Origin of the sequence: Pseudoalteromonas sp. SR41-8 (assembly GCF_014163915.1) — a bacterium.
GTDB lineage: Bacteria > Pseudomonadota > Gammaproteobacteria > Enterobacterales > Alteromonadaceae > Pseudoalteromonas > Pseudoalteromonas rhizosphaerae.
The window spans coordinates 19,720-40,795 of the sequence record NZ_JACJEE010000009.1 but is presented as its reverse complement, the minus strand read 5'-3'; the positions used below and the strand labels follow the sequence as shown (position 1 = coordinate 40,795).

Below are 21,076 nucleotides of genomic sequence, written 5' to 3'. Positions count from 1 at the left end.
ATAAAGTAAATATTAAAGATAAACCCCTATCATTTAGCCGCGCTTAATTAAACCTTAAAAGTCAGTAAAATATCGTTAACTTTACGTGAGCCTTCGACAAGCTGTGCAGCACCCTTAGCGACATTAAAGCTCAACGTTAAGTTCTCGTCACTGTAACCTTTTATTTGTGTAATGTTGTCGCTAATATCGAGGCTGACAGTTTGTTGTTGCTCGGCGGCAGCAGATATTTGTGTCGCTAGTTGCGATATTTCACTTATTTGCGCGAAGATGCTATCCAGTTCAACTTGGGTATGTCCGGTGGTATTTACACATTCATCGGCTTGCGCCTTGGTGTTTTTCATGACCGTGGACCAGCTAAACAGGGTATCTTGAATTTCTTTAATAGAGCTATGAATTTGTGCAGTAGCACGTTGAGTACGAGAAGATAATGCACGCACTTCATCGGCAACTACCGCAAAGCCTCGGCCATGTTCACCAGCACGCGCGGCTTCAATTGCAGCATTTAATGCCAGCAAATTGGTTTGCTCTGCAATGCCTTCGATTTCAGTCATTACTTGACCTATTTTATCCGCCTCGGTTGCAAGGGAATTTGCGGTACTTGCCGCTTGTTCAACTTGTAAAGCAAGATCAGACACCATGGCACTATTGTCTGCAATGTGTAGTTTTATATCAGTGCAGCTTTGGTAAGTAATATTTACTTTTTCAGCGGTATGATGAGTGTTGCCCGATATTTCACCTATGGTTGCGCTCATTTGTGACATTGCGGTGGCCATTTGGCCAAGGCGTTGTCCTTGTGCGGCAATGCCTTTTTCAGTTAATGCTGATTGTTGGTCTAGATTAGCCGCAATACCGGTAAACGTGACAGTCGTATCTTTTACTCGTCCTAATACGGTACGTAATTTAGCATTAAGCATTTGCTGGTTATATTCACTAATACTAAATGGATAATGGCCGACATAGACATAGCGGGATACAGAATCATTATCTACCTTGAGCTGTTTCAGTGCTGCTGGTGTGAAAACTAATTCATCATAATTTAATAGCATAATTAGTAAACTAAATAGCGCGGTTATCAGTGCAACAGAAATAGATACAAAAGCTGCTAATAGTACTAAACCAATTAAGCCAATAAGTAGGGCTGCACTTTGGCGAACACCGACCCATTCACGCCAAGAAGACAACGATTTACCGGCATTTATTTTAGTGTATAGGCTTTGTGCTTGTCGTTTTAGTTGTTCGCTCGGTTTTGTTCGTACTGATTGATAGCCAACGAGTTGACCATGTTCAAAAATAGGAGTAACAAATGCATCAACCCAATAATAGCGGCCATCCTTGCAGCGATTCTTTACCATCCCGCGCCATGAATGGCCTTGTTTAAGTTTTTCCCACATTTCTTTAAATGCCGCTTTGGGCATATCTGGGTGGCGAACAATATTATGATTTTTGCCAATGAGTTCTTCAAGGTTGAAGCCAGCGATATTGCAAAATTCTTTATTCGCATAGGTTATCACTCCACGTACATCTGTAGTAGAGACGAGCTGCTGGTGATCTGAAAAGGTGACTTCTTCGTTTATTAACTGCTGACCCCGACGCATAGGTAGTCCTTAAACATGCTTTATTATTAGTGATGATTATAAAGTTCATACAAACGTAATGATAGCAGGTTCAGTGTTCACAGGTGCAAAATTGATCTTAAATAACTTTTTAGTGATCTAGAACAAAGAAACTTGTAAAAGCTGTATTCGTAATCGTGTAATTGCTGAATATATACATAGATATTATGGTTCTAGTTTGATAAGTCGGTAAGTCTCAGAGATGGATTGCAGATAGTAAACAATTAATTAGTCAGCATCTCGCATAACAGTGGTGTCATTAAAGCAATTGTATATTAGCTCTTACAATGGCAAGATTAGTAAAAATTTGGGTGTTAGCTTAACGGCCCGCAGCAAGTTTGCTTTACAAACATACGGTGACCTTCTTGGTAAATAGTGGAAATTAGAGTTATGCCATTATTAAACCTTGAGTATTATCAATTTGCCCCCATTGACTTAGGATTAGGCCACGTGGCTCGAGGAAGCATTTTTGACTACACATGATTTAACTAAAGCGTTAGCAGCGCTAGCCCCAGAACAGCATAAATACGCAATTAAAGGCATTCAACGCGGTATTGAAAGAGAAGCGTTGCGGATCAAGCCAAATGGTGTAATTTCACAGCAAGGTCATCCAAAAGGGGTTGGTTGTGCGTTAACTAACGGGCATATCACCACTGATTTTTCTGAGTCTTTACTGGAGTTTATAACACCCGTTAGTGAATCTGCTGAAGAAACGTTAAATCAGCTACAAGACTTACAAAAGTTTACCCTATCGCAGATGGGCGATGAATTATTATGGCCTATCAGTATGCCGTGTTTTATAGAACACCAAGATGACATTGTATTAGCTCAATTTGGTGATTCTAATATTGGACGCATGAAAACCTTGTACCGCGAAGGTCTTAAAAATCGTTATGGCAGCATGATGCAAGCGATTGCCGGTGTGCACTTTAATATATCGTTTCCAGAGTCATTTTGGCTAAGCTTACAAACGATTAAAGGCGATACTGGCTCATTACAAGAGTTTATTTCGGCCGGTTATTTAGGACTGATCCGTAACTTCAAGCGAGAACTATGGCTGATCAGTTATTTATTTGGAGCATCGCCAGCGCTGTGTAATTCATTTTTACAAGGGCGCAGTACGGATCTTCCTTTTAAAAAATTAGGTAAAGGTACGCTTTATCTTGAAGTGGGTACAGCTTTGCGCTTAGGTAATTTGGGTTATACCAACAGTGCTCAGTCATCACTAAAAGTACTGTATAACTCACTAGATGAATATGTAGCAGGATTAAAAAGTGCGATTCATTCACCGTCAGATATTTATGGTCAGCTTGCTGATTATAAAGATGCCCAGCCTAAACAATTGAATAAAAATGTATTGCAGATTGAAAACGAATTTTATTCGCCAATTCGTCCTAAGCGCAATGCTAAAAGTGGCGAAACACCGACCGACGCACTGTTACGTGGCGGTATTGAGTATATTGAAATCCGAGCTCTAGATGTAAATCCATTTGCAGCAACGGGAATTGATATTGAGCAAATTCATTTCCTAGATGTTTTTCTGACTTATTGCTTATTGAAAGATTCTCCAACAATGGATTGGGATTCGCAACAGCGTAGCACCGAAAATTTAGATACGGTTGTAAGCCAAGGTCGCGCTTTAGAAGTGATGTTAAACCGCTCTGGTAATTCATGCAGTCTAGCAACGTGGGGAGCAGAGATCTTCGCACAGTTACAACAAGTTGCAGCCTACATGGATAATGCTTACGGCGTTAGCTATTACAGCGAAACGATTACTCGATTAAGCCAATGGATAGCAGATCCTGAATTAACATACTCAGGGCGCTACGTTAGTCAACTGAAAGGGTCTGGTATTGATAATGGTTATTTTGCCTTATCGTTGGCAAAAAGTTACCAGCAACAACATCAAGATACGCCATATAAAGTGTATTCAGACAGCTATTTAAAACAACAAGCAGATCAGTCAGTTATTGCTGAACGCGAGTTGAAAGCCGCTGATAATCAAACATTTAATGCATTTTTAGATGATTATTTTTCCACTAAGTAAGTTTGTAGCTAAGTAAGCAGGCAAAAAAACGCAGCCCAAGTTGGCTGCGTAAAGATTCTTCAGGGATAAACAATGCTAAACTGCGCATTCATAAAATATGACTTATATTTTTATAAAAAGTTCAGCGAGCAACAAAAAAAATGAAAAATAGTTTAATTATTTTATCGCTGGGGGCTCTGTTAACTGGTTGCGCAACAGCCCCTCCAAAGCAACCTAATGATATATGTAAAATTTTTGAAGAAAAAAGCGATTGGTACTATGACGCAAAAGATGCCCAAGAAAAATGGGGCTCACCTAAACATGTACTAATGAGCATGATGTATCAAGAAAGCTCCTTTAAACACGATGCTGCACCGCCAATGGAATACTTTTTGTGGGTCATTCCCACAGGGCGAGCAAGTTCAGCTTACGGCTACTCACAAGCAAAAACTCCCACCTGGTCTGATTATATTCGTGAAACGGGTAATAGCGGCGCCGATCGCGATGATTTTGATGACGCTATCGACTTTATGGGCTGGTTTGTTTATAAAACTCATAAAGTTAATGGCATTTCGAAATGGGATGCCTACGCGCAATACCTAAATTACCACGAAGGCTGGGGCGGTTATAAACGCGGCACCTATAAAAATAAAAAGTGGTTAATGGCAGTGGCTAATAAAGTAAAAAATCGTGCAAGTCGCTATGCGGCTCAGCTTAAACGTTGTGAAGACGATTTAGATAAAGGGTGGTTAGAAAGGTTATTTAGCTGATCTGACAAGATTCAAGATTTTAAAAAGCCCGCACAGCGGGCTTTTTAGTATTAGTTTATTTCCCTGGGAATTGATGAATATGTACATCGCGCTGTGGGAATGGAATGGTAATATTTTCTTTATCGAAGGCAATTTTAACGCGTTCGTATAAACCAAAATACACTGGCCAGTAATTTTCAGAATCAACCCATGCCCAGACCAACATGCCGATATGGCTATCGCCATGCTGACTTACATGCACAACCGGTTGTTTTGCTTCATCTTTGAGTACTAACTCGTAGCTATTTAACACGCCCATTAGTACTTCTCGCGCTTTAAGCACATCATCACTGTAGCTAATACCAAACTCAATATCGACGCGGCGAGTTGGTTCTGCAAACTTGTTTTTTACACAGCCATTAGAAAGTGCACCATTCGGGATAATAATTTTTTCATTATCATAAGTGAGTAGTACGGTAACAAATATTTGAATTTCAACCACTTTACCCATATAGCCTTGGGCTTCAATGACATCACCAATTTTAAATGGTTTAAAAAATAAGATCAGCACACCACCGGCGAAATTCGCTAGGCTGCCTTGTAATGCCATACCGACCGCTAAGCCTGCAGCACCGAGCATAGCAATGAACGAGGTTGTTTCTATACCAATCATTGATGCGACTGAGATCAGTAATAGCAACTTTAAAATAACCGATAAGAAGGAGACCAAAAAATGACTTAATCCGGCTTCAAATTTTACCTTTGCCATTGATTTTTCAGCCATACTGGCAATACGGCCAACAAACCACCAACCAACAATTAAAACAAAGATTGCCAATAAAAATCGAGGGCCATAGGTCATTAGCATTTCAATCGCTTTGGTGTACAGGGTCTCGATAGAGATATCTTCCATTGCATTTTCCACATCTATAAAGTTACAAATATAATAGCCTAATAATTAACACTTTATAGAGAATAATGAACAAAAAATTTGTTGCGGGGATGAGCTGAGGGAGTAGAGTAACCATAGGTTACTCTACAGATATTGCTTATATTTTGCGCTTGTTCGCTTGAATGCGCACCAGTTTGATCATGTTCTCTTTTACTTCAACAACTTCAATCGGATAGCCTGCAATACGCAAACTCAAGTTGGCATCAGGAATGTCTTCTAAGTATTCGACAATTAAGCCACTTAATGTTTTCGGGCCATCAAGAGGGAACTCCCAATCCATTTCTTTGTTTAGATCGCGTACGTTAGCACCGCCATCAACTAAAAATGAGCCATCATCTTGTGACACAACTTCTTCACTTGGAGTACGTGTTTGCGTAGTGGTAAAGTCACCGACCACTTCTTCAAGAATATCTTCGAGGGTAACTAATCCTTGAATATCACCATATTCATCAACTACTAAACCGATACGCTCTTTTGATTGCTGAAATTTAAATAGCTGAGTATTGAGCGACGTACCTTCAGGAATAAAATAAATCTCACGAACTGCGCGAAGCAATGATGGTTTATCAAATTGCTCTTTCGTTAATAACCGCAGTGCATCCCGTGAGTGAATAAAGCCTACCGCATCATCAATTTGGTCACGATATAAAAGTACTCGCGTGTGTTGTGCATGGGTAAGCTGTTTACTAATTAGTTTCCAGTCATCATTGATATCAATGGCAACAATTTCGTTGCGCGGGATCATAATATCTTCGACAGTGACTTGCTCTAAATCTAAAATGGAGGTCAACATACTTTGGTGACGCGCGGGGATCAGCGCACCCGATTCATTCAGCACCGTTTTTAATTCTTCTTTACTCATGCTGTGCTCATCTATTTGTGCAGCACTAATACCAAATAGGCGTAATATGCCATTGGTCATCCAGTTAACGACGACGACAAATGGAAAGAGAATTTTTAGTAACCCTTTGAGTATCACCGAACTAGGAAAGGCAACTTTTTCAGGGTAAAGCGCAGCTAGCGTTTTAGGCGTTACTTCTGCAAATATAAGCACTACTAAAGTTAGTGCGCCAGTGGCAATAGCGATACCTAAATCACCATATAAACGAATACCGATAATGGTTGCAACCTGCGCGGCAGCAATATTCACCAAGTTATTACCGATGAGGATAAGGCCAATAAGTCTATCAGGACGGCTCAAAAGTTTGTTGACACGCTTTGCTGCGCGGTGATTTTCTTTAGCAAGGTGGCGTAAGCGGATTCTGTTAATTGACATAATGCCTGTTTCAGAACCAGAAAAATATGCAGAACAAAGTATGAGTATTCCAAGTATTATAAACAAAACACTTGTAGAGATGTCGTCCAAAGAAGGATCCTTTTTTATTTAACCAATGCGTATTAAGCGGGAGTGAGCTGCCTGAGTCAAGTTAAAACTTATTCAGGATCACCTCTTGCACAAAACGACTGCCAAAATAAGCCAGCGTTAAAACAAAAGCAGCAGCCATGATAGCTAGTACGACCGGTTTCCCACGCCAGCCTTGCTTTAAGTGACCAATTGTCACCGTTGCAAACATAGCCCAAGCAATTAATGATAAAACAGTTTTATGAATAAATTCACTAGCAAACATGCCATCAAGAAAAATAAAACCAGATAATAACGCTAAGGTTAACAAAACCGTGCCTAGCGTTAATAAGTGATAGAGTTGGCGTTCAACCACCATTAATGGCGGTAAATGGCTATGCACAATCGCTAAGTCTTTTCGTTTTAAACGTTTATCAATAAAGTAAAACTGTACGCCATATAAAGTGGCAATAATTAACACACAGTATGCAAGCAGGGAAAGCGAAATATGAGTGACTAAACCTATTTCAACATCAATACTTTGCAATAAAATATGATGCGGGATAAATAAGCTGGCAATTGTTAGCAAAGCAGCAAAGCCATAGACAACAGGCAATAATAATGTGGCAGGGAATTTTAATGACACCGTAGTGACAGAGACCACAATCACCCAGCAGGTTAATAGTGATACATTAACAATACTTAAATCTTGGCCATCGGCGCGAAACACTGAATTCACCAGTAATAACATGTGCGCTAAAATTGCCACCGTGCTGAGGATAACCGTCAGCTTTTGGCTCGGACCTTGTTGGTGAAATAACCGAGACAGCACGTGAGACGTCGCGAAGATATAAAATAAACTGGCAATAATAGTTAAACTAATAATCAGCATAGTGCTTGGGCCACTCAATTTGAGTCAAATATTCCTTGTTAGAGTAAGGGCATTGTATTTTATAGTGAGGCAAATGCATAGAGTTTGTAAAAAGAAACTCAAACAGCTCACTTGAACACTGTATTGTGCGCCACCATTTACGGTATACTGTTTTTAATTAAAATTTTATTAATACTGATTATATGAAATCAGCGCTATTAGTAGTAAGTGCTAAACTTGCGGCAATAACGTTGTTTGGGAAATTGGTATATCACGTTTGATCGGAACCTTTACATGTTTGAGAACCTCCAAGAACGATTAGGTAAAACCTTAAAGAATATCAGCGGCCGTGGACGCCTTACTGAAGACAATATAAAAGATACACTACGCGAAGTGCGTATGGCTTTTTTAGAAGCCGACGTCGCTTTACCCGTTGTTCGTGAGTTTGTTAAACAAGTTAAAGAGCGCGCGGTAGGTATTGAAGTAACTAAGAGCCTAAGTCCTGGGCAAGTGTTCATTAAAATCGTTCGCGAAGAGCTTGAAAAAGCGATGGGTGAAGCAAACGAAGAGTTGAGCCTAAACGCACAACCGCCAGCCGTTGTAATGATGGCGGGTCTGCAAGGTGCGGGTAAAACGACCAGTGTTGCTAAGCTTGCCAAATTTTTAAAAGAACGTAAAAAGAAATCAGTATTAGTAGTCAGTGCCGACGTTTATCGTCCTGCGGCTATTAAACAGTTGGAAACACTGGCCGATGAAGTAGGTGTTGAGTTTTTCCCAAGTGATATTTCACAACAGCCGGTTGATATTGCAAAGGCTGCTATTTCTCATGCGAAAAAGAAATTTATCGATGTTGTATTAGTTGATACCGCAGGTCGTTTGCATGTTGATAATGACATGATGGACGAGATTAAAAATCTTCATCATGCTATTAACCCAATCGAAACCTTGTTTGTGGTTGATGCCATGACAGGTCAAGATGCTGCCAATACTGCCAAAGCGTTTGATGAAGCATTACCTCTGACCGGTGTGATACTAACCAAGACTGATGGTGATGCGCGCGGTGGTGCTGCACTATCAATCCGTCATATTACCGGCAAACCTATTAAGTTTATGGGTGTTGGTGAGCGCACTGATGCGCTTGAGCCTTTCCATCCAGATCGTATCGCATCGCGTATACTTGGTATGGGGGATGTACTTTCATTGATCGAAGAAGTCGAAATGAAAGTCGATAAAGAGCAAGCTGCAAAAGTTGCTGAAAAAGTATTTAAAGGTGATGGCTTTACTCTTGATGATTTTGCTGATCAATTAAAGCAAATGAAAAGCATGGGCGGCATGATGTCAATGCTTGATAAATTACCTGGTATGCAAAACCTGCCTGATGCAGTGAAAGGTCAGATGGGTGATAAAACCTTTATTCAGATGGAAGCGATCATCAGCTCAATGACGAAAAAAGAGCGTGCACGTCCAGAGATCATTAAAGGCTCTCGTAAAAAGCGTATTGCAGCGGGCTCTGGTACGCAAGTACAAGAGATCAATAAGCTGTTAAAACAGTTTACGCAGATGCAAAAAATGATGAAAAAAATGAAAGGTAAAGGCGGCATGATGAAAATGATGCGCGGCATGAAAGGCATGTTACCACCAGGAATGATGGGTGGCGGTGGCCCTAAATTTTAATGTTTTAACTGACGCCATGCAGATGTAGCTAATCAGTTAACTAAAAAGAGAGGCAAATAGCCTCTTTTTTTGTAGATAAATTATGCGTTGAAAGTTCTATATAGCCTGATTTAACGCGTAGATCATAGTTTAATCAACTTAACAGTCATTTCGAGTCACTTCTTACTTGCATTGTTGCTAAAAACTCGTACAATTCCCCAGCTCCCCATACTGGGGAGTAAATCTTATTAATGAAAACAGTCAATCTATTTAGAGGACGGTATGGTAACTATTCGTTTGCAACGTGGTGGCGCTAAAAAACGCCCTTTCTATCAAATTGTGGTTGCGGATAGCCGTTTCTCGCGTGACGGTCGCTTCATCGAGAAAGTAGGCTTTTTTAACCCAATTGCTAGTGGTCAAGAAGAAAAAGTACGTTTAGATTTATCTCGTGTAGAACACTGGGTAGGTCAGGGCGCATCTCTTTCAGATCGCGTAAATAAGTTAGTTAAAGACGCTCGTAAAGCGGCTTAATAGGCGTAAGTGTAACCATGAGTCAAGAGAACACCTCATCAATAATTGTCGTAGGAAAGCTCGGTGCCCCATATGGTATAAAGGGCTGGCTTAAGGTACATTCATTTACTGATGATCCCATAGGGATCTTCGATTTCAGCCCGTGGTTGATAGGGCAGCAAGGTAAATGGCAGACCTTAGAAGTGGTCGACTGGCGTCGCCACAACAAAGGCTTTATCGCTAAATTTGCGCAAGTAAACGATCGAGACGAAGCAATGGCTTATACCCATGCAGAAATCTCAATGGATGCAGCGCAATTACCAGAACTCCCGCAAGGTGAGTTCTATTGGCGAGATCTCATTGGCATGTCTGTTGTAACCGATAAAGGTTATGACTTAGGCATAGTTGATGACCTGATGGAGACAGGCTCAAATGACGTATTGGTTGTGAAAGCAAACAATAAAGATGCATTTGGCCAAGCAGAGCGTTTAATTCCGTTTTTAACTGATTCAGTTATCAAAGAGATTAAGCACGATGTAAAAGAAATTACAGTAGACTGGGATCCTGGCTTTTAATGAGTCAAACGAGTTCGTTGTGGGTAGGGGTTATCAGCCTTTTCCCGGACATGTTTGATGCCATTACAACGCAAGGTGTAACTGGTCGAGCAGTAAAAAATGGTCTGATCGACTTTAACTGCTGGAACCCACGAGATTATGCTATTGATAAGCATAGGACCGTGGATGATCGTCCTTACGGGGGCGGTCCAGGTATGTTAATGATGGTTGAACCACTAAAGCAAGCCATTCTTGACGCCAAACAGGCGGCAGGCGATGGTGCAAAAGTAATTTATATGTCCCCGCAAGGGCGCAAATTAGATCAGCAAGGGGCAAGCGAACTCGCAAGCTCTAAAAAACTGATTTTAATTGCCGGTCGCTATGAAGGTATAGACGAGAGAATAATAGAATCATACGTTGACGAAGAATGGTCAATTGGTGATTTTATTTTGAGTGGTGGTGAACTACCAGCCATGACATTAATTGACGCAGTAGCGCGATTAGTGCCGGGCGTATTAGGACACAACCAGTCAGCAGAGCAAGACTCATTTTCGGATGGCTTGCTGGATTGTCCTCACTATACACGGCCAGAAACATTGGACGACAAACAGGTGCCTGCTGTATTACTCAGCGGAAACCACCAAGAGATAGCAAAATGGCGGCTGATGCAGTCATTAGGCAGAACTTGGTTACGCCGTCCTGACTTGTTGCATAACCTAGCTCTGACTGAGGAGCAAGCGGTATTACTCGCGAAATTTCAGCAAGAGTACCAAAAAGCTTGTGGCTAGAAGACAGTTACACCTAGGAAAGTGAGAAACATAATGGCAAAAGTAAACCAAAATATTATTAAAGCGCTTGAAGATGAGCAGCTTAAAACAGACGTACCTGCATTTGGCCCTGGTGATACAGTGGTTGTACAGGTAAAAGTAAAAGAAGGTGCTAAAGAGCGTCTACAGGCCTTTGAAGGTGTTGTAATCGCTAAGCGTAACCGTGGTCTTCACTCAGCATTCACAGTTCGTAAAATTTCGAACGGTGAAGGTGTTGAGCGTGTATTCCAAACGCACAGCCCTCTTATCGATAGCGTAGCAGTTAAGCGTCGCGGTGCAGTTCGCCGTGCGAAACTTTACTATCTACGTGAGCGTTCTGGTAAATCTGCACGTATTAGAGAAAAACTTAACTAATACGCGCTGTTTATCAACGCAAAAAAACGGGTTGCAACCTTCGGGCTGCAACCCGTTTTGGTTTTTAGAGATAGTAAGTTAGTTAGGGTAAAGTTATCGAATTAGAAGGCTAGTGAGGTTAAAGGGTAAAGTTAAAAGATTAAGATTGCTCAACGTTAAAGTGATCACCATAACTTGATTAGAGCACAGAGAAGTCCAGTAAAAAAATACCCATCCAAGAATTACTCATAAATCAAATACAATTAGGCCAACTTATAACTTATGGCTTAGTGCTTAAAACTCAAATCCCATTCTTTTGCTTATTTAGCCTTTTAACAACTAAGCGATCCTGTTAGTATTTATCGTATTGATTAGTTTACTTTTATGTAAATTTAAATGTACGAAATTGCAGTTTCTAAGGTGGTAGTCGCGTGGCGGATATAAAAGAGTTAGATAAGTTAAGAGAGGGGATCGATGAATGTGATGCCCAGTTGGTTGCACTGCTGGCTAGACGTAATAGTATTACCGAGCAGATCGGCGCAATCAAACAACAAACGGGTGCGCCACTGCATGCGCCTGATCGTGAAGCTACTTTATTAGCTGCTCGTCGCCAAGAAGCGATTAACCAAGGTGTTAATCCTGAATTGGTGGAAGATATCCTACGCCGTATGATGCGCGAAGCTTACCAAAATCAACAGGCTAAATTAGCATGTAGCGCGCCACAGTTATCACCTATTGTGATTGTTGGTGGTCAAGGCGCTATGGGGCAATTGTTTGCTCAGCAATTTATCCGCTCAGGGTATGAAGTTAGAATACTCGACAAAGAACAGCAAAGTAACGCGCAAGAAATATTAGCGGGTGCAAAACTGGTGATGATCAGTGTGCCAATTAATGCCTTAGAAACAGTGGTCACTGCCTTACCTAAGCTCGATGATGATTGTTTATTAGTTGATATTACTTCAGTTAAGCAAGCACCGTTAAAAGTATTAAAAGCAGTGCATAGCGGTCCTGTAGTCGGTTTACATCCAATGTTTGGTCCTGATATTTCTCATTGGGTAAAGCAAACAGTGGTGGTTTGCGAAGGCCGTAACCATGAGATTGCCCAAGGTTTATTATCGCAACTGCAAGTGTGGGGCTGTCAACTTGTTGAACTCGATGCGCAAAAGCACGATGAAGCTATGCAAATTATTCAGGTTATGCGCCATTTAACCACTTTTGTATACGGCCAGTTTTTAGCAAAACAAGGTCATACCCTCGAAGAGCTCCGCAGTTGTTCGTCACCGATTTACCAATTAGAGTTGATGATGGTAGGGCGCTTATTCGCACAATCACCAGAGCTTTATTCTGACATCATGCTAGCGCAATTTGATAACGTAGAGCCATTACTTGCACAATACCAAGACACGTTTGCAAGTACCTTGGCCAAATTAAAAGCGGGTGATAAGGCCGCTTTAATTGATTCATTTGCGGATGCAAAAGCATATTTTTCAGATGCTACTGCGCATTTCTTAACGCAAAGTCGCAGCCTGTTAAACAAAGCTAACGATGCGAAAGTACTTGATTGATAACCGCTGTGTGAAAAGTAGATAATGAAAAAGGGCTAATTTTAGCCCTTTTTTATATTTTACTTAGCGCTTAACTTTCTATATTCACAGCTTGCAGCGATTCACTTTGGTAACAGCCCAGTACGCGTACATATTGGGTGTGCTCTTTTAGCTCTTCTAAGGCTTGTTTAACATGGTTATCAACCAGGTTTGCTTCTAAATCCACATAAAATACTTCTTCCCACGGGTTGCCTGGGACTGGGCGTGATTCTAGTTTTACTAAGTTGATATTGTGTTCTTTGAAAATCATCAATGCATCAGCCAAAGAACCTGCTTGTTGCTTGGTTGCCATAATTAAACTGGTTTTAGTCGGGATCTGTTTTGATACATAAAGAGGCTTACGGGCAACCACAATAAAACGGCTATGATTTTCACGTTGATTCGCAAGGCCTGATTTAATTACTTCTAAACCCACATTTTTACCCGCTTGAGCTGAACCAATTGCTGCGCTATTAGGGGTATCTAATGCTAATTGCAGAGCGCTTGAGGTTGAATCGCAGGTTTCATGTTGAATATCACCTAAGCCTTGTAAAAAGCGACTACATTGAGCGAATGGTTGCGGGTGAGCAAAAATCTTACTGATCTGACTAAGCTCAGTACCCGGTGTGACCAGTAAACAATGTTCAACACTGTGGGTTACTTCACCAACGATGGAGACTTGTGCGTGTTGCAGTAAATCAAACACTTCGTTAATACTGCCTGAGCTGGTGTTTTCAATGGGTAATAAGCCAAAATCTGCTTGACCATTTTCAACTTTACCAGTGATCTGCTCAAAGCTAGAGCAGCCCATTTCAACAAGTTTACCTGGGCGACGGCTAAAATATTTATGACAAGCAAGTTGGCTGTATGAACCCTGACCACCTAAATAAGCAACACGGTGTGTTTCACTCATAGCATCTGGGTTTAAGTTCTTCTGTAACATGGCTTGTTGATTAAGTACTGAATCTTCTAAAATTGTTTGGAAAACGTTATTCACATAATAAGCGTCCAAACCAAGAGACTTACCATAACCGATGAGTTTCTCTAACAAGGCAAGTTCACGGGCCTCATCACGTATCGGTTTATTATTAGCAATCTTATATTCTACAACGCCGTGGCTAATACGGCGACGTTTTGCTAATAGCACTAATAGGTCAGAATCAATTTCATTGATATCGTGTCTAAGTGAATTAAGTACATCATTAGTCATTTTTGGGTTCCTCATTCCAAAAAATTACCTTTTGGGTAATAAAAACAAAAAAGCCTCCCAATTGGGAGGCTTTGCTATTCGGTTGATTTAATCTCGCAAACAGGTAAGCCTCTTCTATCTAAAGAAGCTAAAAAACGAAAAATGTAATTGCGAAAATATTATATTCATACTCTTAATGTATGGAGAGTGGGCTATAAAGTCAACACTCTAGCGGGTTTTATCGCCGCCAAAGGATAGTTTATTTTTGATATGGGATTTTTTCAGTAATTTCAACGAAAAATTTATAAATCTAAATAGGGATCTGGTATATTTATTTAGGTGAATTTAAATAAAAATAATTATTAAAAATAAGGTTGTCCTGTGGTGTATAGACGCCCACCATCACGCTTTGGTGTAAATTCGTTGAGTATGAAGCTTTCGCTGTTAATTTCGGCAATTTGTTTAATTGCTGGGATCTGTGCGGCGGTGTTGATGCTAAAATCAGAAGAAAAACAATTGGTATTTGAAGAACATGAAGTTCTCAAGCATTCCAGCGAACGTCTGATCCGTCAATTTAATACTCTGGTGAAAACCAAAATTAATATTGCGGAGCAAGCGAATAACGTCGTCTCTAGCCAATTATTCTATAATTCCTCGCAATTGCTCAGTAGCCAAAGTGCGCAGCTCAGCTTTGACCCCGATGGCAGTATTCGCAGCGCCTCTGATGATGGTTTATCTGCGGCTTTTATGCCACAAGATAAGTACTCACCTTTTTATAAAAAACTCATTAATGATTCTGAATCGTTATGGAAAATCGTAGCGCCTACCTTGATCCAAGATTTCTTTAACTTTTATTTAATCACCAAAGATAATTTTATCCGTATTGCGCCACCTAATTGGGCTCTGAATGTTCCAGGCTCTCATCAGTTTATTGATAATCAAAGTTTTAATTACGCTAAAGAAGCGCTTAATCCAACCCGTTCGGCTGTGTGGTCTAAAGTTTACTACGATAAAATTTGGCATAAATGGGTGGTGAGTTTACTGGTGCCAGTTTATCTTGAAAATGAATTTTTAGGTGTTACTGGCAGCGATTTAGCACTCGATACGCTTATTTCGCAATTACCGATCGGTGACAAGGAGCAGCACTTATTTGTTTTTGATAGCCAAGGGCAATTACTTGCTCATCCTGATCTGAATAAAAACCTTTACGAAACCTACGGTAAAGCAGGCAAACCATTACGTACTCATGATTTTGTTAATGGCGATCTACAAGAGCTGATCAATCAGACTATCAAAATGCATTTACCAGAATACGCAGACTCTTTTGTACAAGATGGTGAAACGCACATCATTAATATTCGTAAAGTTGATAATTTAGACTGGTATATTGGTATTTACAAAAAACGTTCATCAGCACTTTCAGCGCTTGAAGAGCTAAAGGTGAAGTTTTTTGGATTGTTTATTTTATATGCCATTTTAGTCGCACTGTTATTACATCAAGCACTTTACCAACTCGTTTTACGCCGTATTCATTCTTTAGTTTATGCGGTAACCAGTTTTGGCAAAGGGCACTTACAAATTGAATTTCCAAAAGAAAACAAAGATGAAATTGGTACTTTAAATGGTTCTTTTCGCGATATGGCGATTGAAATTCGTAAGCTTATTGATGGTCTGAATCAGCGTATTACAGAAAAAGAAATTGCCGAAAAAGCCGCTAACCGATTATCTAAAGCAGTTGCTTTCTCAGGCACAGGGGTAGTGATCACCGATCAAAACTTCGTGATTGAATACGTCAATCCAAAAATGTTAGAAATGACTGGGTTTGAAGAAAAGCATTTTATGCAGTCACCGCTATTAAGCATTATCGCCAAAGAAATGGCTATTTTGGTTGATGACATTGATATCGATTTACGCAGCCGAAATTATTGGCGTGGCGATACTTTGATCCAAGGTTTAGATAAAAAGCCAATCTGGGTATCGCTCAGTATCTCACCAATTCGCGAAGACGGTGGCAGCATCACCAGTTATGTTGCCTCAGCACAGGATATTTCGTTTGTTAAAGAAAGCCAGCGAAAAATGGAGCAATTGGCTTATTTCGACACCTTAACAGGGCTGGCTAACCGTACTTTCTTTAGAATGCAATTACGTAAGTCAATGGCGCTTGCTGAGCGTGGCCATTATGCGTTTGCTTTATTCTATTTTGATTTAGATGAGTTTAAGCGTATTAACGACACACTTGGTCATGATGCCGGTGATCAGCTATTAGTTGAAGTTGCTAACCGTTTGAAAAAACGACTGCGTGCGGAAGATACAATTGCCCGTTTAGGTGGCGATGAGTTTGCAGTTTTACTTAGTGGTATTGAGCGTCAAGAGCATGCAATGGATGTCGCTAACACTATTCAAAAAACATTGAATGTGCCAATTATGCTTGGCAATAACGAGGTCATTATTAGTGCTAGTATTGGCATCACAATGGCACCATATGATAGCCAAGAAGAAGACCAGTTATTAAAACACGCTGATTTAGCTATGTATGAGGCCAAAGCTAAAGGGCGCAATACTTATCACTTTTATAGTCAAGAACTTGATGCCGCTGCGAATGAGCGGCTGTTTATTGAAAATGAACTGCGCTTAGCAATCAAAGCTCGGCAATTTGTGATTTTTTATCAACCACAAGTTGATAGTCGCACGCAGCATGTGGTCGGTTATGAAGCCTTGATCCGCTGGTTCCACCCAACTGAAGGGATGATCCCGCCTACCAAGTTTATCCCAATAGCTGAGGCAACAGGTTTAATAGTTGAGTTAGGTGCTTGGGTGCTACAAGAAGCGTGTGAATTTGCAGCAAGATTAGCAGCGCAAGGGCGAGAAAATAATATTTCGATTAACCTCTCTGCTCGTCAGTTTAAAGATGCTAAGTTAGTGCCGTTGTTGGCATCGATTATTAAGAAAACCAAGGTGCCGGCTAAGCAGTTACACCTGGAATTAACCGAAAGCATGCTAATGGGGAATGTGGAAGCGGCAATTTCGCAATTACATCAGTTAAAAGCGCTTGGGGTGTCAATATCGATAGATGACTTTGGCACGGGTTATTCGTCATTGAGCTACTTAAAACGTTTTCCGGTTGATATTTTAAAAGTTGATCGCTCGTTTGTTAAAGATATACCGGATGATCCAAATGACATGGAGATCACTGCGGCAATTATAGCGATGGCACAAAAGCTAAAATTGAATGTGGTAGCCGAAGGCGTTGAGACTATAGAGCAAGTGGAGTTTTTACAAAACAATAACTGCTTTATAGTGCAAGGTTATTACTACAGCCCGCCTATAGCAGAGCAAGATTTGCCAAAGCTATTTGCAAAGCTTGATGATTGAGTTAAACACATGTTTAATCTAACTCAAGTTAGTTAAAATACCAAAAGGCACCATTTAGGTGCCTTTTTGCATTAACCTATCGCGGGGATTAAACCTGCCATCTGCAGCCCTTGGGCGCTGATAATAAGCACGCCGCAAAGCGCCGCTACTGCCAGACCAAAATTACCACCACGCACTGTATAGCCGCCTTTATCGCTGCTACGCTGCTTATAAACCATTGCTACGGGTAAAAACACTGCTAGTACGACTAAAGCGATAGCTGCATAGCCAAGCGCCATAATAAAACCTTGTGGGTAAAACAATGCAAATCCTAATGGCGGGATAAAAGTAATGAGGGCTGTTTTTATCCGATCTTTATTACCATCTCCTTTTTTAAAGGCATCAGCAAAGAAATCAAATAATCCTAGGCTCACCCCTAAAAATGATGTTGCCAGTGCTAAGTCTGCAAATAGGTTAACTGCAGTGGCAACAGCTGCGTTATTAGCGATACTGGCAATACTTGCCACAAAGCCTGGTAAGCCAGAGCTTTTTAGTAATTCAGCTTGACTCATCATACCTTGGCTGATCAACTGCCAAAAAATGTAAATAACCAGCGGTAAAGCTGCTCCGGCAATCATGACACGGCGTAAGGTTTTAATATCTAAACCAACATATTTAACGATCGATGGGATCGAACCATGAAAACCAAAAGAGGTAAATACCACAGGAATAGCTGATAAAATAAGGCCTTGTTCAATGGGCATTTCGAGTAAATGTTGGCCATGAACATACGGGGTTAACATATAAAATAAGCTCGCCAGTACCACAATTTTGATGCTAAATAACACTCGGTTTAGCTTATCGACCTTACTGGTGCCTAAGGTAACAACTGTGCCTATTACAATCGCTAGAATGATTGAACCTACTTGCGGAGCAATATCGAGGCTAAAGCCGTTATTTATTTTTTCTTGTAGTTGCGCACCACCACCTGCAATGTAAGCTGAGCAAAGCGCATAGAATAAAAACATCACCGAAAAATTAGCCAGATATTGGCCGCGTTTACCTAACCATGATTTTGCTAACGTATTTAGCGTGGCATCGCGATCAGCATGTTGATGTAATTCGAGCATTAATAATGCGGTATAAGTCATTAACGCCCATATTGAAATAATTAATGCTAATGCGGTTGTAAAGCCAAGTCCCGCAGAAGCGATTGGTAGCGCCAACATCCCTGCGCCGATAGTGGTACCTGCAACAATTAACATGCTGCCTATTGTTTTATTTTTAAGCACTTTTTGCCCCTAAAACATCGTGAGAGGCAGGCAAGATATAACTAGTTGGCACAAACTTAAATAGTTTTGTTACAAATCAAAGAAATTAAATGTAACTTATGATTTACAAGCCATCATTGTGAAGTCAGTTTTTGGTATAAAAACCACTCTAGCAGTTGACTTATTAACCAGTTCTGCTATTTCTATAAATTCAATTTATTATTAAGAATACTATTTACATGCAACAAGTTAACCGAGCCCTAACCATGCGCCCATGGCTGAATCTATCAGTTGTGCGCCCATTGCTGCGCTGCGGTTAAGTTGTTTTTTACTAACCGCGATTTCAAAGCGGTTAGTGCTGTATCTCCTTCCTCTTTGTTATCGCCACTTTGCTAAAAGGATCCGCTTGTGAGCGTTAAAGCATCATATTTTTTAATGGTCTTAATTTGGTCAACAACGCCTTTGGGAATTGTTTGGAGCAGTGAGTCTGTTACACCAACGCTCGCGGTATTGTTACGGATGTCGATAGGATTAGTGCTGGCTGCATTAGTTGTGGCGATTGCTAATATTCGTGTCCCTTGGCACCGTCGTGCGTGTTTTTTGTATGGTTATTCGAGTATCGGCATATATGGTGGCATGCTGTTGAGTTATATGGCAGCTAAAACAGTTCCATCAGGGCTGATATCATTAATGTTTGGTCTGGCACCAATTTTATCTGGTTTATTAGCACAGCGATTACTCAACGAGCCAAAATTCAGCGTTGTTAAACTAATTGCGTTAGCATTTGCGCTATTGGGGTTATTTTTGGTAAGTGAAAAACACATGCAAGGCTCATTGATGCAAATGCAGGGTTTAGCTTACGTATTTATGGCTGTGTGCTTTTTTAGTTTAAGTGGGGTGATGATCAAGCGAATAAAAATTGCTATTCATCCAATGGCGACCACATTTGGTGCATTAGTATTTGTTACGCCCTTATTTTTTATTACTTGGTGGTTGTTCGATGGTGAGCTCAATACGAGTACGTGGACAGTAAAATCACTGTGGTCAATTGTGTATTTGGGCGTGTTTGGCTCATTGGTTGGTTCGCTTGCTTATTTTCATGTGTTACAAAAATTACCAGCTAGTACCGTGGCGCTAACCACCTTGATCACACCAAGCTTTGCGATTGGCTTAGGGGGCTGGTTAAATAATGAAGCAATTGATCAACAATTACTTATTGGCGCTGCCATCATATTACTGAGCTTAGCGGTGTTTCAGTTTGGTGATGGTTGGTTGAAAAAAAGAGCCACGTTTAAAAAGCTTAACCCTTAACAACAGTCGTCATGTAGCTAAAAGGCATTACTTCTTTTAGCTACATTTTCTCAATTTGTATCACTAAGCGGCGGTTTTTATCGCGGCCCAAAATATTATCGTTAGTCGCTACGTGACGTTTTTCACCAAAGCCTTGCGTTTCAACTTTAGTTTCATCAATTCCTAGGCTCACCATATATTCTTTGATCGCTTGAGCTCGTTTTTTAGACAGCTCTAAGTTGTTCCAACGACCACCGTAGCTATCTGTGTATGAGTCAATCGAAATAGCCGCAATCGTCGTATCGTACTTTAAATACTCAGCAATTTTATCTAAACGTTGTTTTGATGATTTAGTAAGTTTACTGGTATTTGGTTGATAATTCATAATCGTGAAGGAAATATCTTCAAAGCTGTATGGCAGTAATTCATCGCGGCATTGTAAAAATGCCCAATAGGCTTGTTTAAAATTAATGTTCGATAAGCCAACGGCAATTTTATCGGCACTATTTTGCCAGTCTTGGTAATAAAAAGTAGGTTGGTAGCCTTTTTCAAGCTCGGTCAACATTTCCCATGCCGTTTTGTTACCCAGTTCGCCGTCAAATTTTCGTAGTAATTTCATGTCAGCAATATCACGTGCTGGTAAACCTGCTCGCCAGATTGGCGGGACTGCTTTTAAACCAGCAATACTGTAATTGTCAGGACGGACAACCATATCCAAGTTAAATAGCAGGTCTTTATTTTTGCTCGCGGTAGCGCTGAAAATAGCTTCGCCATAATATGGAACTTCATGATTTAATTGGCATTGTAAGCGAGTTGTTTTTACAACTTCCCATTGTGAGTTATCTGCCGTGGCTGTGTACTGGCGCATTGCAGCGCTGGACGTATCTGAAAGGCATGCAGTTGCAATGCTTAGACTGATAAACAGCATTGAAAGCTTCATTACGGGATCTCCAACAATTTAT

17 protein-coding genes are annotated in these 21,076 nt (G+C 40.5%); 10 read left to right on the top strand and 7 right to left on the bottom strand.

Translation table 11 applies throughout. The annotated features are described in order from the left end of the window. Positions 1 to 47: 47 nt before the first annotated feature. Positions 48 to 1,595, bottom strand: coding sequence for a PAS domain-containing methyl-accepting chemotaxis protein (locus tag H5162_RS08010; protein ID WP_182778213.1), 1,548 nt, complete (start codon positions 1,593 to 1,595; stop codon positions 48 to 50). A gap of 487 nt (positions 1,596 to 2,082) precedes the next feature. On the opposite strand from H5162_RS08010, the gene gshA reads away from it, so the two are divergent. Continuing rightward, positions 2,083 to 3,660, top strand: a complete 1,578-nt coding sequence (gshA, locus tag H5162_RS08005) for a glutamate--cysteine ligase (protein ID WP_182778211.1) — start codon at positions 2,083 to 2,085, stop codon at positions 3,658 to 3,660. Positions 3,661 to 3,800: 140 nt separating this feature from the next. Then, on the top strand, positions 3,801 to 4,409 hold the full coding sequence (locus H5162_RS08000) for a hypothetical protein (protein WP_145237206.1): 609 nt from the start codon (positions 3,801 to 3,803) through the stop codon (positions 4,407 to 4,409). 55 nt (positions 4,410 to 4,464) lie between these two features. Here the strand turns inward: H5162_RS08000 and H5162_RS07995 are convergent, their stop codons facing one another. The 3 genes from H5162_RS07995 to H5162_RS07985 form a co-directional block, all read right to left on the bottom strand. Next, positions 4,465 to 5,301 (bottom strand): mechanosensitive ion channel family protein, encoded by an 837-nt coding sequence (locus H5162_RS07995; protein WP_145237203.1) that lies wholly within the window; start codon positions 5,299 to 5,301, stop codon positions 4,465 to 4,467. Positions 5,302 to 5,437: 136 nt separating this feature from the next. Then, on the bottom strand, positions 5,438 to 6,706 hold the full coding sequence (locus H5162_RS07990) for an HlyC/CorC family transporter (protein WP_145237200.1): 1,269 nt from the start codon (positions 6,704 to 6,706) through the stop codon (positions 5,438 to 5,440). Between the two features lie 61 nt (positions 6,707 to 6,767). Beyond that, a complete protein-coding gene (locus tag H5162_RS07985) occupies positions 6,768 to 7,574 on the bottom strand; it encodes an inner membrane protein YpjD (RefSeq protein ID WP_145237197.1) in 807 nt (268 codons plus the stop codon). 273 nt (positions 7,575 to 7,847) lie between these two features. Between H5162_RS07985 and ffh the strand changes: the two genes are divergently transcribed. From ffh to tyrA, 6 genes are all read left to right on the top strand, one after another. Beyond that, entirely contained in the window at positions 7,848 to 9,227 is a 1,380-nt protein-coding gene (gene ffh / locus H5162_RS07980) for a signal recognition particle protein (RefSeq protein ID WP_145237194.1), read from the top strand. Between the two features lie 261 nt (positions 9,228 to 9,488). Beyond that, positions 9,489 to 9,737, top strand: a complete 249-nt coding sequence (rpsP, locus tag H5162_RS07975; protein WP_145237191.1) for a 30S ribosomal protein S16 — start codon at positions 9,489 to 9,491, stop codon at positions 9,735 to 9,737. Positions 9,738 to 9,754: 17 nt separating this feature from the next. After that, positions 9,755 to 10,291, top strand: a complete 537-nt coding sequence (rimM, locus tag H5162_RS07970; RefSeq protein ID WP_145237188.1) for a ribosome maturation factor RimM — start codon at positions 9,755 to 9,757, stop codon at positions 10,289 to 10,291. Beyond that, positions 10,291 to 11,058 carry a tRNA (guanosine(37)-N1)-methyltransferase TrmD gene (gene trmD / locus H5162_RS07965; protein ID WP_145237185.1) on the top strand — a complete coding sequence of 256 codons (768 nt, stop codon included), beginning with the start codon at positions 10,291 to 10,293 and terminating at the stop codon, positions 11,056 to 11,058. The genes rimM and trmD overlap by 1 nt, the downstream gene beginning before the upstream one ends. Before the next feature lie 33 nt (positions 11,059 to 11,091). After that, positions 11,092 to 11,451 carry a 50S ribosomal protein L19 gene (gene rplS / locus H5162_RS07960; RefSeq protein WP_002962189.1) on the top strand — a complete coding sequence of 120 codons (360 nt, stop codon included), beginning with the start codon at positions 11,092 to 11,094 and terminating at the stop codon, positions 11,449 to 11,451. Between the two features lie 410 nt (positions 11,452 to 11,861). Then, positions 11,862 to 12,995: a bifunctional chorismate mutase/prephenate dehydrogenase gene (gene tyrA, locus H5162_RS07955; RefSeq protein ID WP_145237181.1), complete on the top strand. Its 1,134-nt coding sequence runs from the start codon at positions 11,862 to 11,864 to the stop codon at positions 12,993 to 12,995. Positions 12,996 to 13,065: 70 nt separating this feature from the next. Here the strand turns inward: tyrA and H5162_RS07950 are convergent, their stop codons facing one another. Then, positions 13,066 to 14,223, bottom strand: a complete 1,158-nt coding sequence (locus H5162_RS07950; protein WP_145237178.1) for a chorismate mutase — start codon at positions 14,221 to 14,223, stop codon at positions 13,066 to 13,068. 360 nt (positions 14,224 to 14,583) lie between these two features. Here H5162_RS07950 and H5162_RS07945 point away from each other — a divergent pair, with 360 nt between their 5' ends. Next, positions 14,584 to 17,574: an EAL domain-containing protein gene (locus tag H5162_RS07945; protein ID WP_182778209.1), complete on the top strand. Its 2,991-nt coding sequence runs from the start codon at positions 14,584 to 14,586 to the stop codon at positions 17,572 to 17,574. Between the two features lie 71 nt (positions 17,575 to 17,645). On the opposite strand, the gene H5162_RS07940 is transcribed toward H5162_RS07945, so the two are convergent. Then, complete coding sequence (locus H5162_RS07940; RefSeq protein ID WP_145237171.1) at positions 17,646 to 18,845, bottom strand: aromatic amino acid transport family protein; 1,200 nt, start codon at positions 18,843 to 18,845, stop codon at positions 17,646 to 17,648. Positions 18,846 to 19,232: 387 nt separating this feature from the next. Between H5162_RS07940 and H5162_RS07935 the strand changes: the two genes are divergently transcribed. Continuing rightward, a complete protein-coding gene (locus tag H5162_RS07935; RefSeq protein WP_145237168.1) occupies positions 19,233 to 20,135 on the top strand; it encodes a DMT family transporter in 903 nt (300 codons plus the stop codon). Positions 20,136 to 20,175: 40 nt separating this feature from the next. On the opposite strand, the gene H5162_RS07930 is transcribed toward H5162_RS07935, so the two are convergent. Further along, positions 20,176 to 21,054, bottom strand: coding sequence for an OmpA family protein (locus H5162_RS07930; protein WP_182778207.1), 879 nt, complete (start codon positions 21,052 to 21,054; stop codon positions 20,176 to 20,178). Positions 21,055 to 21,076: the final 22 nt, after the last annotated feature.